This window comes from Porphyromonas sp. COT-290 OH3588, assembly GCF_000769075.1.
Taxonomy (GTDB): Bacteria; Bacteroidota; Bacteroidia; order Bacteroidales; family Porphyromonadaceae; genus Porphyromonas.
Genome location: NZ_JRFC01000012.1, coordinates 26,754 through 49,784, shown reverse-complemented (window position 1 = coordinate 49,784; position 23,031 = coordinate 26,754). Strand labels below are relative to the sequence as shown.

Sequence of the window (23,031 nt, the reverse complement as noted above, 5' to 3'; positions counted from 1 at the left end):
GTCAATGAAAAAGGAGGCCACAGCAAACTCACAGGCTTCGATTTTTCTCTTTTTGATAGCACCACTTATCGTATACGACAAAGTTATCGAATTAACCATATAAAGCGCAACTTTTCGTAAAAATAATTTTTCTCAATATCCCTAAAAATTCCTCTAAACTAAAAATATATCACTCAAAAACAAGATGATAACATACAAACTCAAGGATACACCATAAGTAACTATCCACAAAATAAAACGCATCAATCATCATATATTTCTGTTAAAAAATATTATCAAAAACCCAAGAATTACCTAAGATTGGATAGCACTTTGGCCGTACCTTAGCCCACCTTTGGCAAAAATTGAAGGACTGATCTTTTCAGATTAGTGGACTAGCTAGCCAAAATGTATCCATCAATTCGCTTAGATTGATGGGAAGAAATATCAAAAATGGACTCGGCAAGTGGTAAAATCACCCAATGAGCTAGCATATACATCTAGCTAATAAACAGTTGTAGAAATGCGATTCTAGGCAGATGTTTTCATACGAGCAAGGGTAAGGGCGCAAACGAGGGAGGAGCGCACAGAGAGCCTGCTAGAGGCCAAATACGAAGTGTACACAGATTATCCACCGCTTATCCACAGTCTTCCCATAGATTTTGTGCAACTTGGTCTAAAATATAAATTTGACGTACTTCTAAGCCACTGATATATGCACATACATCAGTGACTATCCCCACCCCGCAAAAATAAAGGCGATATGCAGGGATATACACCACAACACATCGCCCAGTCCGTAGCCTACAAGCCTCGCCGCTGTTTGAGGCTCTTGACAATAGGATAGAAGACTATGAAAGCAGACATCAGGAGCATCACCAGACCACCAGCCGTAAGTTTGCCGTAGGAGAGGTAGAGCCCGACGAAAACAAACCACAGCACAGCGATGATGATGCTTTGTGTACGAGTTAGCGGTCTTTTGTATGCCATAGGAAGTTAGGGGAGCGTAAGTTGGGCTAGATGCTACGCCCTGCGATAAAGTCCGCAAGGGCAAGCAGAGCCGTACGGTAGCTACCCTCGGGATAAGTATAGAGAATAGACTTAGCTTGCTCGATGAATTGGAGCATACGGCTCTGAGCATACTCGATGCCCCCACGCTCTTTGGCAAAAGTGAGCAAGTAGTCGATATTGGTCTCTGAAAAGTCCTTGCTGCGTAGTATATGCAAAGCACGAGCACCCTCGGGGCTCTCGCCATGATCCTCAATGAGGCAGTGCAATAGAGGGAGTGTTACCTTGCCCTCTCTTATGTCGTTGCCAGTAGGCTTACCCACGTCGGCGCTATAATAGTCGAAGATATCGTCCCTTATCTGGAAAGCCATGCCTAGATATTCGCCACAGTCGCCAAGACTACATATAGCCTCCTCAGAGGCATCAGTCGTAATGGCGGCGACCTCAGCACACGAGCGGAAGAGGACAGCGGTCTTTTGACGGATAACGTCCATATAGACGGCCTCGCTCAGCACTACGTTGTCGGCTGTCTCGAACTGACGTATCTCGCCCTCGGTCAGCTCTCTGCCAATTGCCGACACGACACCGATGATGCGTAGATCCTTGGTAGCAATAGCACCGATAAGCGCAGAGGAGAGGACAAAGTCGCCCATCAAGACAGCCACACGATTGTCGAATATAGCATTGAGCGTTGGACGGCCTCGGCGTGTGCTAGCCTCGTCGATGACATCGTCGTGAATGAGGGTGGCAGTATGGATTAGCTCGAGCAGTATGGCGGAGTCAATCGTCTTGCTTGGTAGCTCTGGAGTAATCAGGCCAGCCATCAAGCTCGTCATGATGGGACGAACCATCTTACCCGTCGATCGGGACAAATGCTCCACGGCCGTGGTCAGCCATTGGCTCTTGCATAAGAGGATTTGCTCAAACTGCTGGTGGAACTGATCCACATAGCTCGCCACTGGCGCCTTAATCTCATCTAGCGTTGTCATTGAGAGAGTATTGAAGTAATAGAAACAAATATAGCTATAAAACGCAAAATGGGAGCGCTATATCGCATAGATACAGCACTCCCACTCAGTTAGTCCATACGTCGAACCAAGTCGACTACTAGTAGCGCTCGGCTACTACGTTCCAGTCGATGATATTCCAAACATCTTTGATGTGGTCGGCACGGCGGTTCTGATAGCTTAGGTAGTAAGCATGCTCCCAAACGTCGATACCCATGAGAGGCTTCAGACCACTCACCACCGGGTTGCTACCGTTAGGCTCCTTGGTGATGCAGAGCTCGCCCTTGTCATCAGAAGCTAGCCAAGCCCAGCCCGAACCAAATAGCGTGGTACAAGCCGTGAGGAACTCAGCCTGAAAAGCCTCGAAGCTACCCCACTTCTTCTCAATAGCAGCAAGTAGCTTACCCGTAGGTGCGCCACCAGCGTTGGGTGCAAACTGAGTGAAGTATAGGTTGTGGTTGAGCGTCTGACCAGCGTTGTTGAATAGAGCGCCCTCGCTCTTGCGTACGATATCTTCTAGGCTAGCTTCGGCAAACTCAGTTCCTTCGATGAGCTTGTTTAGATTGTCTACATAGCCTTGTAGATGCTTACCGTGGTGGAATGCTAGGGTCTCGGCGCTGATTGCTGGCTCTAGGTCGTTGGGACCATAGGGTAGCTTAACTAGTTCATGCTTCATAATAATGATGTGATCTTAATTTTTGAGTTTTATTTCTGTAATTTTTAACCGTCGGGGTGAGCTACTTGACTCATTCCCCTCCTTAGGTTCAAACCTCTCTATCGGACAAAAAGTTCGCTATTGGAGGTCTTTGGGCTCAATTAGTCGTCCATTCTGAGAGAAGATCTTGGCCAGAACCTCAGCTCCATAGGCATTCAGATGATGAGCATCTCCCATCATGGGTTTGCCTTCCCATTTGAGGTCTTTGGGTAAGTAGCGTTCTAAATCGATCCATGTGACATGAGGAAAGTTCTTTTCTACGAACTCACGGACAACCGTAGCATTCCTTTTCGTCTCTTCATATAAACTCCCTCTGGGGTCTCTATCCCATCGATTTAAATGTAGAGCCACACCTTTCATTTCGGCATAGTATTCACGTACAGGAGGAGTGTTGACTTGATACGAAGAATTCACTAGGTAGACCTTTTTCCTCTCCTTGGTCAAGCGTTCTAGGGTTTGGAATAAATTGGCAAGAATTACTTTTTGATTAGCAGCATAGTCTCTAGCGCCCCAATAGTTAGCCAAAATGATAATCGGGTACCGTTTATATTCTTGCCGGAGAAAATCATTGCGTGAAGCACAAACACCTTCGCCTTGCCATTCTATGAAATTATCATATTCAAAAAAGAATGGACATGATATTGAGGCAGATACAAATGCACTCCATCCTTCGTAGCGAGCCATATAGTCCCAGAATCGACTGAGTTGAGCTGTATGAGAATCTCCTGCAATCAGCACCTTAGGTTCTTTTTCTAGGTTTCCCATAAGACAATCACCTTCCAATGTATTGAAACAACAGTTGGTTTGATCCAAAAATCCTGAGTATTGTGGCTCTATTGGCAGAAAATCTTTTTTTAGTAAGACGAATGAGATAATAATTACAGCAGGTATGAGGTAAAAGGCCGCTAGACTTTTGCCAAATGAGAGAGGAAGCTTACGGATTGGCTGTTCTACCAAGTAATAGCTTAAGGCAGATAGTCCAAACATTGCCACTATAGCCCAGCCTGTCAGCCAGAGAGGTAATACACCCACTCCCCAGAAGTATCTTATGAAAGCTAAGACAGGCCAGTGCCAAAGGTATAGAGAGTAGGATAGCTTTCCTATCCAAACGACAGGGGCTAGAGAGAAGAATTTGCTGACCCAATAGCTCTCTCGATTGCAGTATATGAGTAGAGCTGTGGCCGAACATGGGATCAAAGCTAGTAATCCTGGAAACCATGGGCTTATGAATGTGTTCCTAGGTATTAGGGATAGGAGCAACACTATTAACGCCAGTATACCCATTAGTTTATAGCGCCACGGGGCAGAACATCCATTTTCTGATGCCTCGGACATATGTATAGCTAGAAGTGATCCAACGAGCAATTCCCCGAAGCGTATGTGAGGTAGATAGTAGCTAGATAATGTTATGCCCAAAAACTGCACAGGAACAAATGAAGAAATTAGGCATAAGATGAGCATAGCGCCCAGTGTAAAATATAGAAATTTGCGGAGATTCATTTCCCCTTTAAAGCGACCTTTTATGAATCTGCCATAAAACCATACAAGAAGAATAAGGATGGTTGGAAAAATGAAGTAGAATTGCTCTTCAATAGATAGTGACCAGATGTGAAGCAGGGGCTTTTCCTCTGATGAAACATCGAAATAACCACTATGTCTGGCAAAAAGCATATTCGCACCAAATAGAATAGAGCCAATAGCTGATTTCCCTACAGATATTGCATCGTCTGGAAGAAATAGCCAATAGGATAGAGCCAGAGAAGCAGCAACAACGACGAAAAATACAGGGAGGATTCTACGTATTCGTCTAACGTAAAAAGTCTTATAAGAAAAACTCTTTGCTATAATCTCCTTATATAGAATTGATGTGATTAGGAATCCTGAGAGAACAAAAAAAATGTCGACTCCAAGAAATCCATTAGGCATCCAAGATGGATCAATGTGAAAGATCACAACGGAAAGGACTGCTAGAGCTCTTAACCCATCAATATCAGCTCTATACTTCAGTGTTTTCATCTAATTATTATGAATCGTGTATTTCTAAACAAAAGCCACAGACTAGAAATTATCAGCGTCTAGTCTATGGCTTCCCAAGCTTGCTGTATTTAAAAATTTGTAAGGTCGTCTACTTTGGGTCGTAGCCCCATTTGAGGTAGATCGCTCCCCAAGTGAAGCCTGCACCGAAGCTCGTTAGGATTAGGATGTCGCCCTTGCGCAAATCCTTCTCACGCTCCCATAGGCAGATAGGGATAGTCGCAGAGCTGGTGTTGGCACACTTCTCTATATTGACCATCACACGCTCCATAGGTGCCTCCATCATACGAGCTACGGCGTCGATGATACGCATATTTGCTTGGTGAGGCACTACCCAGTTGATGTCTTCGTACTTGAGGTTGTTGCGATCCATAATGAGCTTGCAGCTAGAGGACATACCCTTAACTGCTTGCTTAAAGACCACTGAGCCCTCCTGATAGACATAGTGCTCTCTACGCTCTACCGTTTCGTGAGAGGCAGGGTTGGCAGAGCCACCAGCCTTCATAATCAGATGCGTACGCCCCGTACCATCTGTACGGAAGTGCGCATCTAGCACGCCCAGCTCCTCGGTCGTAGGCTCTAGCAGCACACAACCAGCTCCATCGCCGAAAAGGGGACAAGTAGCACGGTCGGTATAGTCCACCGCAGCCGACATCTTCTCTGTTGCGACGATTACGAGGCGCTTATATCGGCCCGAACGGATATAGTTGGCACCTGTCTCCAAGGCATACATGAAGCCGGGACAGGCGGACGACAGGTCGAAAGTAAAGGCGTTAAAGCAGCCTGTTTCGTGCGCTACAATAGACGATGTGGTAGGAAAATGGTAGTCGGCAGTATTAGTTGCGAGAATCACGCCATCGACAGTGAGAGGATCTATCCCATTGCGCTCAAACATATCGAGCACGGCTTGGATAGCCAGATAGGATGCTCCCTTAGTGGGATCTTTGAGGATACGACGCTCCTTGATCCCAACACGTGTCATAATCCATTCGTCGTTGGTATCTACTAGTTTCTCAATATCAGCATTAGTCAGCTTATCCTCTGGTAGGTAACCGCCGACTGCCGTAATAACTGCATTAATTGCGTTCATTATAAAGTCTTAGTTTGATGAGATAATGCCCCGCTAAGGTACAAAAAAAGTCCCACAGACAGAGCTACGGGACTTTTGAATAAAACTAACCTTGCTGCTATAGAGCTAGATCTGTTTCGATAGCTAGCTTACCACGGTAGTAACCGCACGCACCACACACAGTGTGGAAGATGTGCCACTCTCCGCAGTTCGCGCACTTAGCCAATGTAGGCGCTACGGCCTTGTCGTGTGTACGACGCTTGGCTGTTCTTGTCTTGGACTGTCTTCTTTTTGGATGTGCCATTGTCTTATTTATTTTAATTTATTAATCTTCTTCTCTTGGAGCAGGACGCCCAACTGGGCGATTATCCTACTTCTTCAGCTTCTTGAGTGCTGCCCAACGCTGGTCAATACCATCTTCGTCACGCTCTACGTCTTGGCTAGGCTGATCGCCCGCCTCTCTAACCTCATCGGTAGCCAACTGGCCATAGAGATTCATCATAGAACTATCGCACTCGCCCTCCTCGTGCATACGCTGCATCGGGAGAGATAGAGCTATATCCTCGTATAGATGCCAGTGCAAGTCGAGGACACCCTCACGCTCTGGCAGGATAAGCACGTCATCCTCCTCACTATACTCTGGGCCAAACTTCACGACCATCTCGTAGCTGTCGTAGACGTCTAGCTCTACGGGTTCTAGGCAACGATCGCAACTGACCAAAACATAGCCATCGTAGGACAACTCTAGCTTGTGAACCTCGCCATTTTTCTCAAGATTCACAGCCACGCTCACATCTCCGCCATGTATATCATCGGCCTCAACGCCTGCGAAATACGCATCGTCTAGCTCATACGAAAAGCTGTGCCTCCCCTGAGAAAGCGACTTGAGATTGAGCTTATATAGATCAGTATTCGTCACTGCCAATTACCGTAAAATCTGCGCAAAGGTAATCAAAAATGCCTATTCTCCCAATACTTTACTAGCTCTCTAGCCTTTATTTTTGCAAACTTTGGCCTAGGCACAAGGCAAGCCCTACACCAACATTCTAAACCATAAATCATTAGAATAACACTCTATACCAACGATCCAAGCCTTGGCCCTGCAAGAAGCCCCTAGTCAATGGCTAGAGAAACATCGTCCACATAGATGATACGTGGGCATTGCTCATCGTAGGCCGTACCCCAGAAGTCCAGCTCTGGCTTGTAGAGTGGAGTATCTACCCCCAGCAGCCCGATGATCGCATGAGGCAAGACGTCCGTCATAATACGACGATCCTTAATAGCCTACACCCTTGGGATAGTGACAACCCAACGCATAGAGAAGAGTAAGGATCAAGAGCAGAGGCAGAAGCCATTTGGGTCTACTTGGGAGCAAACGCATCAACCACTCCAGAGCCAAACTGACAAACCCAATAAACACATACCAGCCTACCACCTAGCAGAGGTCGCAGAGGGCGGCAGCTAATGGGCTTACGCCGTGAGGCAGGGTGGTTCATCATGATGCTTCGTGTATGGATGTTCCTAATGATAATCACAAGTATGATACGAGAGCAGTCGCTCCAAAAGCCTAATGAGCAGAATAGAGGCCCCATCAAGGCTCTATATAAATGCTCACAATCCAAGCAAGAGCAGCTCACTCAGACATGGCAAAGGTAAAAGAAAATACCTACAAGAAAAAAAGCAAACGACCTAGGTCAAAACACTTTCCTCTCTCTTCCTCAGAGTATCAAGGGAGTATCGCTCATCACATCGAAGTCCTTACATAAATTTACACTTATAGAGTATATTTGAGCGCATGATCAACGCCACGCTCTATGCCTATTACCATCGGAGCAACCTCGTATTTGCCGCTTAGCAGGCTCTGTAGTGCACTCTCCCTCGCTTGCGCACCCTACCTCACCCACGAGGAAATAACCCTCTAAAACAAGCTAAGCACAAGCATCTAATAACTAGCTATATACATTAAATACAAGCACACTCACGGCTCCATGTGTCACATTTTGACTCATTTCTTCCCATTAATCTTCTCGGATTAATGGACATATCTGAGCGAGTTAGTCGATCAACCCAAAAAAGTCTTCCCATCAATTTTGCAGATCAGCCTCACCTCCCTTTACAAACCAGCGGCCTATTTCTCTAAATCTCTAAGCAACTCCTTAACACTCCTTAACCAAAAAGCAGAAGATCGAGCACCTAATACTTTTGGGGATACAGGGACATATACATAACAAACGCGGTGTGCCAAAACCTAATTTCGACACACCGCCCTCAAATATCGCACTGCTAATCTATCGGGTTTTGAGCCAGAAGCTCAGCTCCATCTCGTCATCAATAAACTTATCTCCCAGATTAGAGAAGAAGCTCTTGGAAGCGTACTTAACATTCCAGTCCGCACGATTGATACGGAAAACCTTACTCCGGATACTCCATGAGGAATCACTAGCGTTGAAGTTCACAAGATCGATAGGGATAGTCACATTCTTAGTCACATCTTTGAGAGTAAGATTACCCTTGAGCTCGGCGAGCGTACCAAGAGGTAACCCAGCCTCGGGAATATCGGTTAGCTCGAAGCGAGCCACAGGATAGCGCTCCACATCGAAAAAGTCTTCGTTCTGCAAGTGCTCCTTGAGCTTATTAGCCATCTCACCTTCTAGGTCATCTACTACGATCCCATCCATCTTGATCTCAACGTGACCTCCCAGCAGTAGCCCATCTGTGATCGACACCTTACCCGAGGATATTGGCAGTTTACCAAAGCGTTCGCCTCCGGGCTTAAATCCCTTCCATGTCATCACTGACTGAGCCGAGTCTACCTCATAGGCCATCGCTACATTGATCTGTGTAGCAGCTACAGAGTCTGCAGCCTTGACAGTGTTATTCGATTTATTGCCTGAGCAGGAAGCTATGGCAGCAAGCATAGTGAATAATCCCAAAGAGGGAATCATCTTTTTCATCATACAACTTTATTTTTATCAGATTAGAACTATTATCATCTTATTTATCAACCTGCACAGGCAACCCCAAGGCTCCAACCCAGCACTCCGCTAGCACCACTCGTCTAGGACGTAGCACATTTTGGAATTATCTACATAACAGAGTTAAAACAAGAGAAGATGAAAAAAGTTTAATTTTGTAAACACAAAATACTAAACAAGCACACAAATATTTAGTCGAAACCAATAGGGTATATTTAATAATTGCCTATCTTTGGGTGTGACAGATTTATGCAGTTCAAGAATTAACACTCAGGAATATTATGAATGAATTTGCCCTCCTCTCCTCATGGCAGCTTTGGCTCATCGTAGGCGTAGGGTTGCTCATCTTGGAAATTGTGACTGCGGGCTTTCTACTGGCCTGCTTCGGGATAGGTGCTCTAGGAGCTACCATTGTCGCGATACTAGGGCTTGGTTTGGCTTGGCAGCTAGGAGCGTTCTCTACCATCAGCCTACTCTCACTGTTTTTGCTTCGGCCAGTGATGATGCGACGCTTGGAGCAACGTAGCGTACCAACCGGTATCGATGCACTCATAGGCAAACAAATTAGGCTCAAATCTCCCATCTCCGCCACAGCTGACTACGGAGAGATCTCCATAGACGGTGATGTCTGGCGAGCCCGCACAGAGTCCGGAACTTCACTCGCAGAGGGCACCTTGGTGGAGGTCGTTGGCATTGATGGCCTTGTCCTCATCGTGCGTGGCATCTCAGCTACAAACATATCATCATAGACTCATTAAGTTTCAAACCCAATTTATCTTCCAGCTTATGCCATCAGGACTTATTATCTTCGGAGCCATTGCTCTCTTGGTCATTTTCATCATCTCCAAGGGGCTCAAAATCGTACAGCAGTCGCAAACCATGATCATCGAGCGACTAGGTAAGTACTACACGACCCTAAACTCTGGGGTGAATATCATTATTCCCTTTATTGACCGCCCCAGACCTATGCGCTGGCGCTACACAATCCCTGCGGGGAATGGCGACACCATCGTACGCTTTACCGATGTGACGACTATTGACCTGCGTGAGACGGTCTACGACTTCCCTCGCCAGAGTGTCATCACCAAAGACAACGTAGTAACAGAGATCAATGCGATCCTCTACTTCCAGATCGTCGAGCCTATACGTGCAATGTACGAGATCCAGAACTTGCCAGATGCTATCGAGAAGCTCACACAGACGAGCCTGCGGAACGTAATCGGCGAAATGGATCTAGATGAAACGCTTACCAGCCGCGACACGATCAATAGCAAGCTACGCACGATCCTAGACGATGCGACCAACAAGTGGGGCGTCAAGGTCAATCGTGTAGAGCTGCAAGACATCAACCCGCCACGTGACATTCGTGACGCCATGGAGAAGCAGATGCGAGCCGAGCGTGACAAGCGTGCGCAGATCCTCAACGCCGAGGGACAAAAAGAAGCCCTTATCCGTGGGTCGGAAGGACGTATGCAGGAGTCTATCAACCATGCCGAGGGTGAGCGCCAAGCCCAAGTGCTACATGCCAAGGCCGAGGCCGAGGCTAAACTCCTGACGGCACAGGCAGAAGCCGAGGCTATTCGCCTCATAGCCGATGCCGCAGCAGGCTCAGGTGCCAACCCCACTCAGTACCTCATAGCCGTACGCTATCTGGAAACACTGCGTGAGATGACCAGCGGACAGAACAATAAGACAGTCTACATTCCCTACGAAGCCACTGGGGTGCTCAGCTCCCTAGGAGGCATCAAGGAACTACTGAGCAAGTAACCCACAGAGGTACCGGGAGGCAATCCCAACAAGGGGCGGCGAGTCAGAATGCAGGTTTTGACCCGTCGCCCCTTGCCATACGGAGAGCTGGACAGAGCAAGGCAAGCCGTATGAGGGGATTGTATTATCTTTGTACATTAATAATTTAAGGTAGGCAAGTCCGTAGACTTGTACAATCAATCAGACTAAATGTATAGCGACAGCATCGTCCTTATCCCCACATACAATGAGCGGGAGAATATCGCCAAAATGATCGACACGGTTATGGCACTCCCTCACGCTTTTGACCTACTGATTATCGATGACAATTCGCCTGACGGCACGGCAAGTATCGTCCGTGAGAAGATAGCCCAGTACCCAAAGCGCCTGCATCTACTCGAACGTGCAGGCAAACAAGGTCTAGGTACGGCATACATCGCTGGGTTTCGCTGGGCCCTAGAGCGTCCATACCTATATATATATGAGATGGACTGCGACTTTAGCCACCCTCCGACCAAGCTCATGGAGCTCTACGAGGCCTGCCACAAGGGTGGCGCTGATGTAGCGGTAGGCTCTAGATACATCAGCGGAGGGCGAGTGAAGAACTGGCCTCTAGGACGCATCGCCATGAGCTATGGGGCATCTCTATACGTTAGGGTCATCACAGGGCTACCTGTCAAGGACACGACAGCGGGCTTTGTCTGCTACCGCCGGGAGGTGCTAGAGAGCATGGAACTTGACCAAATACGATTTAGAGGCTATGGCTTCCAGATCGAGATGAAGTACACGGCTCACTGCCTAGGCTTCAAGGTCGTGGAGGTACCCATCACGTTTGAGGATCGTGTACTCGGTTCGTCCAAGATGAGTAGCTCTATCTTCGGAGAGGCGTTCGTAGGTGTCCTAGACCTGCGCCGAGATAAAATGAAAGGGACATTCCCCAAAGGCAAAAGAAAAGTATGAAGAAACTGCTTAGAAACGCCCTACTCATCAACGAGGGGCGAAGCTATACGGCCTCGGTAGTCATCGAGGGCGAACTGATAGAAGCCATCTACGAGGGAGAGCATACCTACCCCGAGGCTCTAGAGTGCGAGGTAGATGAAGTCGTAGCCTGCGAGGGGCTGTGGCTCATGCCCGGGGTAATCGACGACCAAGTCCACTTTCGTGAGCCGGGACTCACCCATAAGGCGTGTATCGCCACGGAGAGCCAAGCAGCCGTAGCTGGTGGCGTCACGAGCTTTATGGATATGCCCAATACCAATCCACCCACGACAACTCTGGAGGCATGGGAGGATAAGATGCGCCGTGGGGCCGAAACCAGCTGGGCCAACTATGCGTTCTTCTTCGGTGGTACCAACGACAACGCCGACGAACTCAAGCATCTAGATAAGCATCGCCTACCGGGCATCAAGCTATTTCTCGGGAGCTCCACGGGCAATATGCTCGTGGACGACAAACAGACCCTCGAGCGTATCTTCTCAGAGACGGATATGATCATCGCCACGCACTGCGAGAGCGAGGGAATTATCCGTGCCAACAAAGAGCACTACAAAGCACTCGTGGGCAAAGATCATCTAGACGTCAGCTACCACCCCCTCATTCGCTCAGCCGAGGCTTGCTATCGAAGCTCTGCCGAAGCTGTGGAGCTTGCGACCCGACTCAATAGCCGCCTGCATATCCTACACGTATCTACCGAGAGGGAGCTATCGCTCTTCCGTAGCGACCTACCCATAGAGCAGAAGCGCATCACCTCGGAGGTCTGTGTGCATCATCTGCTATTTACAGACGCAGACTACGCCACACTGGGCAACAAGATCAAATGGAACCCTGCGATCAAGACGCTTGCTGACAGAGAAGCACTACGTGTAGCCGTACGCAGCGGCCTAGTCGATATCGTAGCCACAGACCATGCCCCACACCTCTGGAGCGAGAAGCAGGGCGACTGCCTCTCGGCTGCTAGCGGAGGGCCTCTGGTACAGCACTCTCTCCCCATCATGCTCGATCTAGCCAACCAAGGCATATTCACCAAAGAGCTGGTAGTTGAGCGCATGGCACACCTACCGGCTATACTTTTCGGTATTCAGAAGCGAGGCTTCATACGCACGGGGTACTTCGCAGACCTCGTACTGGTAGACCCCAAGAGCCCCTACATCGTGACGGCGGAGAACAACCTGACCTACTGTGGCTGGTCACCCCTAGAGGGACGAACGTTTGCCCATAGTGTACACACGACTTTCGTCAATGGACACGTTGTGTATTCGAACGGCCAGCTCACAGACGAGCGTCCCTCTGTCTACAGCTTGGCTTTCGGCTAGCGAGGTGCTATTCATTCATTTTATCTTGACAACTTATATCGTATGCAACGATTCGTAAATATCATTTGGGTTGCCCTAACCCTATGTCTGGGCGGCTCTGTTTTGGCTCAGAAACCAGCCAAAACACGCAATCAAGAGAGCTACACCAAGGCTCTAGATATCGTAGGGGCCTCGATGTCCCTACTCGATCGCTACTTTGTCGATTCGGTAGACCTAGAACGCATCAGCCGTCGTGGCATCGATGCTATGCTCTCTAGCCTAGATCCCTATACAGAGTATTATTCCAAAGAGGACAATGAACAGCTCAAGCTCATCACCACTGGCGAATACGGAGGGATAGGCTCAATCATCTCACAGCGCCCCGACAGCACGGTTATTATCAACGACCCTATGGAGGGAATGCCTGCAGCACAAGCAGGGCTCAAAGCTGGCGACCGCATCCTCGAGGTCGATGGACAAGACTTCCGCAAGGCGACAAGCGATGCCGTGAGCAAAGCGCTCAAGGGCAAACCCGGGAGCAAGATCAGTCTACTGATCCAGCGGCTCGGCGAGAGCAAGCCCCGCAAGGTCGAGTTCACTCGTCGCAAGATTATGGTTAATCCAGTCCCCTACTACGGAGTGACCCCAGCAGGCTATGGCTACATCAAGCTGACGAACTTCCCCAATACTGCCGCCACCGAGGTTCGCCGTGCGATGACGGAGCTGCAAAAGACACAGAAGATCAACGGACTCGTCCTAGATCTAAGAGATAATGGTGGTGGGCTGATGGAAGAAGCCGTGAAGATCGTTAGCTTCTTCGTCCCCGAAGGAACGGAAGTGCTGCGCACCAAAGCTCGAGCAGAGCTCAAGCAAGAGGCCGTGTACCGTACACGCTCCAAACCCATCTATCCAAATCTGCCACTTGTCGTGCTGATTGACGGACAGAGTGCGTCGTCGGCCGAGATCGTGGCTGGCGCTCTGCAAGATGTCGATCGGGCTGTCGTGGTAGGGCAGAAGTCTTTCGGCAAGGGGTTAATCCAGACAACGATGCAGCTACCACACCAAGGTGTCCTCAAACTGACGACCGCCAAGTATTACATTCCGAGCGGTCGCTGCATACAGCGCATCAACTACAAGGAAGCTCGTGCAGGCCGTGAGGCCGAGCTACCAGACAGCCTGACGCAGATCTTCCACACGGCTGCTGGTCGAGAGGTGCACGATGCTGGAGGTATCCTACCTGATGTCAAGGTCGAAGTAGACTCTCTGCCTACGATGTTGTACTACCTGACCTACAACGAGTCTGCTTTCGACTGGATCACGACCTACGCACAGCGCCACAAAACGATCGCTCCGCCTGCGTCGTTCACCGTTAGCGATACAGACTATGAAGCCTTTGGCCGTATGCTCATCGAGAAGAAATTCGACTACGACCGTCAGAGCGCCAAGCGCCTCGTAACACTCAAGGAGATTGCCAAGCTAGAAGGCTATCTAGAGCGTGTGGCTCCACTGATCGACAGCCTAGAACAGGCTCTCAAACCAGACCTCAAGCACGACCTAGAGAGCCTTCGTCCTCATATCATGCGCTTCCTCAATACGAGTATCATCAACCGCTACTATTATCGCCGTGGCGTGATCGAACGTGAGCTCCTGAGCGACCAAATAGTAGCCGAAGCCGATCGCTTACTTGCAGACCAAGCACGCTATCAGGCGATCCTAAGACCAAAGAAAAAGGACGAAGAGAAAAAGGAGCTAGCCGATGCGTAAGATCTTTTGCCCCAAATGTGACGAAGAGATTGCTCTCTCCTCTGCCAAACTCAAAGAGCTCAGAGAGCGTGCAGACGAACGTATGTCGATCATCTGCCCTAGCTGTACGCATCAGCTACGCATCCGCATCAAGCCGCCCAAGCGCTCTAGCGACTCGGAGCAGACGGTAGACCAGCAATGCGGCCACATCACGATCATTGAGAATGTCTTCGGCTACAGACAGCTATTCCCGCTGTACCGAGGGCTCAACCACATCGGGCGTCGTAACAAGGATACCAAAACGGATATCCCCATCATCACGGGCGACCCTAGCATGGATCGGCACCATGCCATTATTAAGATTACCCCAACCAAATCGGGACGTCTGCTCCACGCCATCGCCGACGACGACAGCCGTGTCGGCACATTCGTTTCGGGGCAGCTACTTGGAGCCAAAGAATGGTACAACCTAAGCGAGGGCGATATCATTACCCTAGGGGCAACGACCATTATCTTCTCCAAAGAGCCTCTCCCAGACGAGGCACTTGGTAGCATTGAAGGAGAAAACTAAATATCGAAGTCATGACGAAAAAAGTAGCGTTAATCACAGGTGTAACGGGGCAGGACGGGGCATACCTCTCGGAGTACCTCCTATCTCTAGGCTACGAGGTACACGGTCTCAAAAGACGCAGCTCGCTATTCAACACGCAGCGTATCGAGCATATCTATCAAGATCCGCACGAAGCGAATCGCAACTTCTACCTACACTACGGCGACCTCTCGGACTCCATGAATGTTACTCGCATCATACAGGAAGTACAGCCCGACGAAGTCTACAACCTCGGAGCTATGAGCCACGTCAAAGTCAGCTTCGAGAGCCCCGAATATACCGCCGATGTCGATGCCATCGGGACGCTACGCATACTCGAGGCGATCAGACTACTCGGGCTAGAGAAAAAGACGCGTATGTATCAGGCCTCGACGAGTGAACTCTACGGCCTCGTGCAGGAAACGCCACAACGAGAGACTACGCCATTCTATCCCCGCAGTCCATACGCTTGCGCCAAGCTCTATGCCTACTGGATCACGGTAAACTACCGAGAAGCCTACGGAATGCACGCCAGCAATGGTATCCTTTTCAATCACGAGTCACCTCTAAGAGGAGAAACTTTCGTGACCCGCAAGATCACCCGCAGTGCTACACGCATAGCCCTAGGCCTACAAGACAAGCTCTATCTAGGCAATCTATCGGCCCAGCGCGACTGGGGACACGCCAAGGACTATGTACGCTCGATGCACCTAATCCTACAGCAAGATACCCCCGACGACTATGTCGTGGCTACTGGCCGCACCACCGAGGTGCGAGAGTTCGCTCGCTTGGCCTTCGAGGAGCTAGGGCTACGTATTGGGTTCCAAGGCACAGGGATAGACGAAGTGGGTGTGCTGACACAAATCAACGAAGAGCGCTTTGCTCTGATTGTGGGAACCGAATACCTCACAGCGATCAAGGTGCGCATTGGTCAGGAGCTCCTAGCAGTAGATCCTGCCTATTTCCGCCCCACAGAAGTAGACCTTCTACTTGGCGACCCTACCAAAGCACAGACAAAACTTGGTTGGAAGCCAGAGTATGATCTTGCGGGCATTATCTCGGATATGATAGGCAGTGATATCCTCGAGGCGAAGCGAGATACCTACCTCAAAGAAGGCGGATTCGTTGCTCCCAACTACTTTGAATAAATTCATGAACAAAAACTCTAGAATATACGTAGCAGGGCATCGTGGCCTTGTAGGGTCTGCTATTTGGCGTGCGCTCGAGGCTAAGGGCTACACCAATCTGATAGGCCGAACACATGCAGAGCTAGACCTGATGGACTACTCAGCTGTACGTGCTTTCTTCGAGGCGGAACTCCCCGAGTATGTCTTCCTAGCTGCGGCTTTCGTGGGGGGGATCATGGCGAATAATACGCTACGAGGCGACTTCATCTTCAAGAATCTTGCCATACAGCAGCACGTCATCGGCGAGAGTAAACGCATCGGCGTCAAAAAGCTCCTATTCCTCGGGAGCACCTGCATCTATCCAGCCAATGCTCCTCAACCATTGGTTGAGAGCTCTCTACTTACCTCCGAGCTTGAGTACACCAACGAGCCGTACGCGATAGCCAAAATCGCAGGCCTAAAGATGTGCGAGAGCTTCAACCTACAGTACGGTACCAACTTCATCTCCGTGATGCCCACCAACCTCTACGGGCCGGGAGATAACTTCCATCTAGAGCACAGCCACGTACTGCCTGCCATGGTCCGCAAGTTTCACCTTGCCCACGCCCTAGAGCATGGTGACTGGGCTATGATACGCTGTGACCTCACACGCCGCCCCATCTCCCAGATTGCAGATGCACAGAGCGCATCGGAGCGAGAGATCAGCGACGTTCTGGGGCAGCGCTATGGCATCTATGCCAACAGAGTAGAGCTATGGGGAAGCGGGCGCCCCATGCGCGAGTTCCTATGGAGTGAGGATATGGCACAGGCTTGCGTACATGTGATGGAACACATCGACTTCTCCGATCTGACGTACGGACAGACACAAGTACGCAATACCCACCTCAACATCGGTACAGGTCGAGAGATCAGCATTGCCGAACTAGCACATCTAGTTGCCCAGACGGTAGGCTACACGGGACATATAGCCTTCGACTCGACTAAGCCCGATGGCACGATGCGTAAACTAACCGACCCCAGCAAACTAAACAGCCTAGGCTGGCACCATACTGTGGAGCTCCAAGAGGGTGTACCTCTGCTCTACGAGTGGTACTGCGGCGACCTAGCCGAATCGTAAAGACTTCTCAAGCATTGCGTTGAACATGAGCTAATAGTCTTATCTTTGTACAGACGAGGCTAGTAGCTCCGTATCCCTACATCTAGTAATGGTGAAGCTACGGCATCGCCCCTACGAAGGATAAAACTGTGCAGCAGATCAATCAATAAAAAATAGTCGTTATGAAATCCGAAGCTCTCAATTACCCACATTCTCAGGCCCAGCCCAGAATCACACTCAAGACTCGGCGAGCCAGTGGCCAAACAATCCAGCTAAGTATAGTCGCAAAGGGCGACGTTCGTCTAGAGGGAGTAGAGCAGCCTACGCTATCAGCTGCTAGAAGTGAGTCACGCTCCCACACCTTGACGAGCCAAGAAGTTGTCTTGGTCGGCAATATCACAGAGCTGAACTGCAGTGGCAACGAACTAACACACCTAGATCTAAGCCAAAACCCAGAGCTACGAGTACTCTTCTGCGGAGAAAACGAGCTCGAAAAGCTTGACCTGACCTCAAGCCACGAGCTAGAGGCCCTATACTGTGGCGACAACAAGCTCACGAGCCTCGATGCCTCGGCCAATGGCGACCTCCGACTGCTGTACTGCAACCGCAATCAACTTCGATCTCTCAATCTACCCCAGAGTAATACCTTCGGTTGGCTCTCGTGCGGATTTAATCAGCTTACCCACTTAGATATAACGCAGACACGTCGGCTCAAGAGCCTCTATTGCGACCGGAACAATCTAGGGTACCTTAATATTTCTTGCAACGCTCTACTGACCGAGCTCAACTGCTTCCAGTGTGGTCTAGCGGAGCTTGATGTTTCGGGCAACCGCATGCTCGATACTCTAGTATGCGGCAAGAATAATCTCAAAAATCTAGATATTCGCCACTGTCTAGAGCTTAGGACACTAGCCTGCCATGGCAATGAACTACATGATCTAGACGTCCAAGGACTAGACAATCTGCGCTGGCTGACCTGCTATCGCAACCCACTCTCTACCTACAGCCTCAACCGGATCTATACCCTGCTACCAAAACTCGGCGACAATGAACAAGGTACAATGACAGTCGCCTACAGCTACCAAGACGACAATATTGCAGAGATAAGGGCCTCGAGTAGTCGTATAGCTAAAGAGAGAGGCTGGCGAGTCATCTATCGCCGTGGCGGAGCCAGCGTCCTAACCTCTAGAGGATTTGCAGATGGCCCAGACTATGGCTTCAGTATCTCGGGAGAAGCGATCACGGCAGAGAACTTCGATAGCATCAGTTCGATCCCCGGTATCTCGGGGGAAATCAGCTACGATCCCGACACCAGAACCCTGACTCTGGAGGACGTAACCATCAGAAATAAAAACGAGATTGATGAGATCACGCCAATCATGAACTTGGGCAATATCGGTATGACTATCGAGCTACGTGGGCACAATGTGATCCAAGATGTATTACCCCTAGAGGCGTGCATTGAGCTCTACTGCAACACACGGATCTCGGGCGATGGCACTCTGGATATCTATGCCGACGATCGCTATGGTATACAGCTCCGTGAAGACGTTACCCTCACGATAGACTCGGGCGCAGAGATCAACATCGATAGCAGCTATGGTGGGATATGCGGCTGGGCACTGACCATGCGTGAGCAACTCATCGTCGAGCAGGGAACTCTCAAAGTAGTAGGAGCAGACGAAGGAGCCATCTTCGATCTCGAAGATATTATCCTAGGCGACTGCCAAATCATACACCCAAAGCAGGCTGAGTTCTCCCCCAAAAAGAATGCTATCCTAGACATCTACAGCGAGGTTGCCAAGGAGGTCATCATCTCAGGGGAGTAGTAGCCTCGGAGGGATATCCTCTCTAGACCTTGAGCTACGAGGCATATTTGGCAACTTATGGGATAAACCATTATCTTTGCGATCAGAAAAAGGGTATCTAACCCATCGGTTAGGTCTTACATATACTCTTGCCCCTGTAGTTCAACGGATAGAACAAGAATTTCCTAAATTTTAGATAGCAGTTCGATTCTGCTCGGGGGTACTCAAGAAGGGGCTGTGACAAAATTCAAATTTTGCCGCAGCCCCTTTTTAGGTGCATCGAGATATACTCAAAAGACCAAGGTTGCTTCAGCTAAGAGCAGAGCGGAGTTTGCGTATGATAATCATCTTCCGTCCTCGAAGTTGGTCGGCGTGCGCCAAGGATAAGCCCCTCAAATCAGCCATCTATCTTGGGGACATGGCTTCCGATATTAACCTAAGCCAAGGGGCGTGGTGAACAGAAGATCACCACGCCCCTTGGCTGTTTTGTATTGAACTATGCTCTAAGTTTAGATTACTTCGCTTCAGCCTCTGGCATCAGCATCACCTCTACTCTGTTCTTTTGGTCCAGCAGCTGCTTGACGAGTGGAGCTAGGTCCTCACGCTTGATGCTACCGAGGGTTGCTTCATACTGACTAACGTTGTCTGTACCTCTGAAGTAGTAGTTGGAGAGCTGGCTCAGCCAGTAGCTATTCTCCTTGAGGCTTGTAGCGTGCGACTTCTTCATATTTTCTAGCACCTTATCGAAGTTCTCTGCCTTGGCTCCCTCTTGGACTAGACGATCGATCTCGGCATAGACAATCTTGTTGAGCTGATGAGCCTTGGCAGGATCCGTCTGGAAGGTTACTTGTAGCTTAGCCTCTCCCTCTGGGTAACGTATCACCGAAGCCGAAGCATTGGCTCCGTAGGTACCGCCTTCTTCTTCGCGGATTGTAGCCGTATAGACCTGATTGAGCACCTCACCGACGATGCTCATGATCATGGCGTTGCGCTGGCTATATGGGAGCTTACCGGAGATGAAGTCGAAGACTAGACCTGCTGGTGTAGACTGCTTCTTGGTGTAGTGATTGGTGAAAACACCCTTGCGCAGGCTGGGCAGACGACTCTCCATGGGCTTGGTGTCGAGGTTCTTCTTCACTGGGAGAGAGGCTAGATATAGCTCAACTAGAGGGCGGAGCTTCTCGGGAGCAACATTGCCAACGAAGAAGAACTGGAAGTCCTTGGCGTTGGTCATACGCTCGTTGTAGAGCTTCATCGCCGACTCGTAGCTCATAGCGTTGAGTTCCTCTACAGTCACACTCTGGAAGAGCTTATTGCCGGGATAGATAGCTGCACTGATGCTATCACCCACAGAGCTCATAGGGTTGCTCTTCTGCGTCTCGATCAGATTAACCATCTTCTCACGGAATGCCTCGTAGGCCTGATTATCTAGACGTGGAGCCGTGAAGCTCAAATGAATCAGCTGTAGTAGGGTCTCTAGATCTTCCTTGCTTGAGCTACCAGACAGCCCGTCTGTGATCTGCCCGAGCGAAGCATTGAGGCTCACAACACGACCCGTAAGCACTCGGCCAAGAGCTGTTTCGTCAAACTCGGCGATACCACCGAGGCTGCTGATGTCATTGATCATACGCAGCTCTGTAGGATCGGCCTTGGGGAAAGAGGCAAGACCTCCATGGCGCACAGCAGACATGAGGATCTGATCCTCCTTGAAGTCAGTGCTCTTGTAGATTACCTTGACGCCATTGCTCAGCGTCCAGACGGTAGAGCCATACTGCCCCTGCTTGTCCTCCTTGACGATCTTACCGGCCTTGGGGAGTTTCTTCATTAGCTTCTCGTCGCTTACTGGCTCCTTATAGGCCTCAACCGGCTGCTTGCGAGCATTAAGGAACTGGCTGACAAACTCGTCCTTGGTTGGGTACTTAAACTCTGGCTTCTCTGGCCCAGTGAGCGAAATGGCGATATTCTTCTCTCCCAAGAGCTCTTGAGCCATCGCATTGATCTGAGCCAATGGGAGCAGCTCGGCAAACTGCTCATAGATGGGGTATAGCACATCTATATCGGCCAATGTGCCACCATTGATGAAGTAGTCTACATACACAGAGGTAAAGCTACCATTCTTACGCTTATTGCGCTCGTTGTAGGTGGTCTTCATACCGACCATGAAGTTCTTCTTGGCACGCTTAAGCTCTCCCTCGGTAAAGCCATGCTGACGCACACGCTCGATCTCGGCTACAAGGGCCTGCAGTGCTGGCTCATACTTGCCATCGGCAGCCACTGCGCTGAAAGTCCAAGCATCTTTCGTCTTGGCTACCTGGAAGTAGGGGCCGAAGTTTGCCGAGGCTGCGATAAATGGAGCATTGGGCTTCTTCCAGATCTCCTCGAAGCGATCGTTGATCATAGCCGTAATGACACTCTTGATGTAGTGCTCTGCCACGCCAAAGGCTGTCGCTCTGATCTCAGCAGGCGTAACATCCGTCTTGAAGGCGATAGAGATACGTGTCCCTACCCCTTCCGGGTCAGTAGCGATGATCGAGATAGGGGCATCGTTGTCCTCTACGGCGATGTAGACACGCTCGGCAGGATTGACAGGCTTGGGCACATCGGCAAATTGCTTCTTGATCGTAGCCTCTACATGGTCTACGTCAATATCCCCCACGATGATGAGAGCTTGTAGATCGGGGCGATACCATTTCTTATAGTAGTCACGCAGCTCCTGATACTTGAAGTTGCGCACAATATCCATACTACCGATAGGCATACGCTTACCGTAGCGGTTGCCGGGGAAGGCGGCCTCGAAGGCTTTCTCGGCGATGCGCTGGTTACCGCTATCACGTGAGCGCCACTCCTCTTGGATCACACCTCGCTCGTTGTCGATTTCCTTATCCTCTAGGCTGATGGCATTACTCCAGTCGTGCAAAATCAGCAGGCAGGAGTCTACTACGGACTGACGCTCTACTGGCACATTGATTAGGGTATAAACCGTTTCGTCGAAGCTCGTGTAGGCATTGATACCAAAGCCAAAGCGCACGCCGATGGTTTCGAGCCAGTTGATCATACCCTTGCCGGGGAAGTTTTTCGTCCCATTGAAGGCAATATGCTCTAGGAAGTGAGCCAAACCGCTCTGCGAATCTTCCTCCTGCATTGAGCCAACCTTCTGAGCGATGTAGAAGTCTGCACGCCCCTCGGGTAGTGCATTCTTGCGAATGAAGTACGTTAGCCCATTCTCCAGCTGCCCCATGCGCAGAGCTGTATCCGCAGGTAGAGGCGGAGGCAACTGCTGAGCCGAGGCTAGAGTAGTAACGGCTAGTAGAGCTCCCGTAGACAATGCTACTAGGGAGTGGCGAAGTTTATTCAAAACATTCATAAGCCTAAAAAATGATCAGAATGATTTATAAAAATATTTTAGTTTGCTCGCTTAAACACCACAAATGTACAGAATTGAGTTGGAGTTTCTTCTGTATGACTGTTCCATTTCAGACACTAATACAACTTGATTGTAAGCTATCAAGTTCGACCGATGCTTCAGGCTTCTGCCCAAGAGTATATAGCAACCGACCTCCTACATGAAGCGTACATACCTGCTCACTATCCCCGAGAGGCAATATATCTCGAGCTGATGGCCGAGAACCGCTCACATAGCCAACCCGAGAGAGGCAGCGATGAACAACTAGGACAAAGAGCATTGTGGGGGATCTCTGCCTCCCACTACCAAAGCACTGGTGGGGGCTTGCTTGTAGTTTATACTATATTTTTAAGGTCCGAATAGTGACTATCTGCCATAGGCATCATTGGGGTTCGTAGACATACAGCAAAGATACAGCAAAAAAATTTTCTATCAGATAGC

Annotated in this window: 20 protein-coding genes and 1 tRNA gene; 11 read left to right on the top strand and 10 right to left on the bottom strand. The window is 49.6% G+C overall.

Annotation, left to right across the window (positions count from 1 at the left end):
* Window positions 1-783: 783 nt before the first annotated feature.
* The 8 genes from HQ48_RS01770 to HQ48_RS09255 all read right to left on the bottom strand — a co-directional run bounded on the left by HQ48_RS01770 (window position 784) and on the right by HQ48_RS09255 (window position 7,075).
* A complete protein-coding gene (locus HQ48_RS01770) occupies window positions 784-969 on the bottom strand; it encodes a hypothetical protein (RefSeq protein WP_044189521.1) in 186 nt (61 codons plus the stop codon).
* Between the two features lie 26 nt (window positions 970-995).
* Entirely contained in the window at window positions 996-1,976 is a 981-nt protein-coding gene (locus HQ48_RS01765) for a polyprenyl synthetase family protein (protein ID WP_044231405.1), read from the bottom strand.
* Between the two features lie 118 nt (window positions 1,977-2,094).
* Window positions 2,095-2,670: a superoxide dismutase gene (locus HQ48_RS01760; protein ID WP_044189517.1), complete on the bottom strand. Its 576-nt coding sequence runs from the start codon at window positions 2,668-2,670 to the stop codon at window positions 2,095-2,097.
* Between the two features lie 117 nt (window positions 2,671-2,787).
* Window positions 2,788-4,725 carry an acyltransferase family protein gene (locus tag HQ48_RS01755; RefSeq protein ID WP_044231404.1) on the bottom strand — a complete coding sequence of 646 codons (1,938 nt, stop codon included), beginning with the start codon at window positions 4,723-4,725 and terminating at the stop codon, window positions 2,788-2,790.
* Window positions 4,726-4,834: 109 nt separating this feature from the next.
* Window positions 4,835-5,833, bottom strand: coding sequence for a beta-ketoacyl-ACP synthase III (locus HQ48_RS01750; protein WP_044189513.1), 999 nt, complete (start codon window positions 5,831-5,833; stop codon window positions 4,835-4,837).
* 97 nt (window positions 5,834-5,930) lie between these two features.
* Entirely contained in the window at window positions 5,931-6,116 is a 186-nt protein-coding gene (gene rpmF, locus HQ48_RS09130) for a 50S ribosomal protein L32 (RefSeq protein WP_081964789.1), read from the bottom strand.
* Window positions 6,117-6,182: 66 nt separating this feature from the next.
* On the bottom strand, window positions 6,183-6,731 hold the full coding sequence (locus tag HQ48_RS01745; RefSeq protein ID WP_044231431.1) for a DUF177 domain-containing protein: 549 nt from the start codon (window positions 6,729-6,731) through the stop codon (window positions 6,183-6,185).
* Between the two features lie 194 nt (window positions 6,732-6,925).
* A complete protein-coding gene (locus HQ48_RS09255) occupies window positions 6,926-7,075 on the bottom strand; it encodes a hypothetical protein (protein WP_235300180.1) in 150 nt (49 codons plus the stop codon).
* A gap of 37 nt (window positions 7,076-7,112) precedes the next feature.
* Between HQ48_RS09255 and HQ48_RS09475 the strand changes: the two genes are divergently transcribed.
* Window positions 7,113-7,277, top strand: coding sequence for a hypothetical protein (locus tag HQ48_RS09475; RefSeq protein ID WP_235300179.1), 165 nt, complete (start codon window positions 7,113-7,115; stop codon window positions 7,275-7,277).
* A gap of 823 nt (window positions 7,278-8,100) precedes the next feature.
* On the opposite strand, the gene HQ48_RS01735 is transcribed toward HQ48_RS09475, so the two are convergent.
* Entirely contained in the window at window positions 8,101-8,769 is a 669-nt protein-coding gene (locus HQ48_RS01735; protein WP_235300178.1) for a YceI family protein, read from the bottom strand.
* Window positions 8,770-9,068: 299 nt separating this feature from the next.
* Here HQ48_RS01735 and HQ48_RS01730 point away from each other — a divergent pair, with 299 nt between their 5' ends.
* The 10 genes from HQ48_RS01730 to HQ48_RS01685 all read left to right on the top strand — a co-directional run bounded on the left by HQ48_RS01730 (window position 9,069) and on the right by HQ48_RS01685 (window position 19,410).
* Window positions 9,069-9,536, top strand: a complete 468-nt coding sequence (locus HQ48_RS01730; protein ID WP_044231401.1) for an NfeD family protein — start codon at window positions 9,069-9,071, stop codon at window positions 9,534-9,536.
* 37 nt (window positions 9,537-9,573) lie between these two features.
* Window positions 9,574-10,554 carry an SPFH domain-containing protein gene (locus HQ48_RS01725; RefSeq protein ID WP_044231398.1) on the top strand — a complete coding sequence of 327 codons (981 nt, stop codon included), beginning with the start codon at window positions 9,574-9,576 and terminating at the stop codon, window positions 10,552-10,554.
* A gap of 189 nt (window positions 10,555-10,743) precedes the next feature.
* The gene (locus tag HQ48_RS01720; protein WP_044231396.1) at window positions 10,744-11,493 is read left to right on the top strand and encodes a polyprenol monophosphomannose synthase; all 750 of its coding nucleotides are present in this window, start codon (window positions 10,744-10,746) and stop codon (window positions 11,491-11,493) included.
* Window positions 11,490-12,845: a dihydroorotase gene (locus HQ48_RS01715; protein WP_044231394.1), complete on the top strand. Its 1,356-nt coding sequence runs from the start codon at window positions 11,490-11,492 to the stop codon at window positions 12,843-12,845. The genes HQ48_RS01720 and HQ48_RS01715 overlap by 4 nt, the downstream gene beginning before the upstream one ends.
* Before the next feature lie 42 nt (window positions 12,846-12,887).
* Window positions 12,888-14,588 carry a S41 family peptidase gene (locus HQ48_RS01710; RefSeq protein WP_044231393.1) on the top strand — a complete coding sequence of 567 codons (1,701 nt, stop codon included), beginning with the start codon at window positions 12,888-12,890 and terminating at the stop codon, window positions 14,586-14,588.
* Entirely contained in the window at window positions 14,581-15,138 is a 558-nt protein-coding gene (locus tag HQ48_RS01705; RefSeq protein WP_044231392.1) for an FHA domain-containing protein, read from the top strand. The genes HQ48_RS01710 and HQ48_RS01705 overlap by 8 nt, the downstream gene beginning before the upstream one ends.
* A gap of 11 nt (window positions 15,139-15,149) precedes the next feature.
* Complete coding sequence (gmd, locus tag HQ48_RS01700) at window positions 15,150-16,304, top strand: GDP-mannose 4,6-dehydratase (RefSeq protein WP_044231391.1); 1,155 nt, start codon at window positions 15,150-15,152, stop codon at window positions 16,302-16,304.
* 4 nt (window positions 16,305-16,308) lie between these two features.
* Window positions 16,309-17,400 carry a GDP-L-fucose synthase gene (locus tag HQ48_RS01695; RefSeq protein ID WP_044231389.1) on the top strand — a complete coding sequence of 364 codons (1,092 nt, stop codon included), beginning with the start codon at window positions 16,309-16,311 and terminating at the stop codon, window positions 17,398-17,400.
* A 161-nt stretch (window positions 17,401-17,561) separates the two neighbouring features.
* Window positions 17,562-19,208, top strand: coding sequence for a leucine-rich repeat domain-containing protein (locus tag HQ48_RS01690; RefSeq protein ID WP_044231388.1), 1,647 nt, complete (start codon window positions 17,562-17,564; stop codon window positions 19,206-19,208).
* A 130-nt stretch (window positions 19,209-19,338) separates the two neighbouring features.
* A tRNA-Arg gene (locus HQ48_RS01685) sits at window positions 19,339-19,410 on the top strand.
* Between the two features lie 291 nt (window positions 19,411-19,701).
* On the opposite strand, the gene HQ48_RS01680 is transcribed toward HQ48_RS01685, so the two are convergent.
* Window positions 19,702-22,551, bottom strand: coding sequence for a pitrilysin family protein (locus HQ48_RS01680; RefSeq protein WP_044231385.1), 2,850 nt, complete (start codon window positions 22,549-22,551; stop codon window positions 19,702-19,704).
* Window positions 22,552-23,031 lie beyond the last annotated feature (480 nt).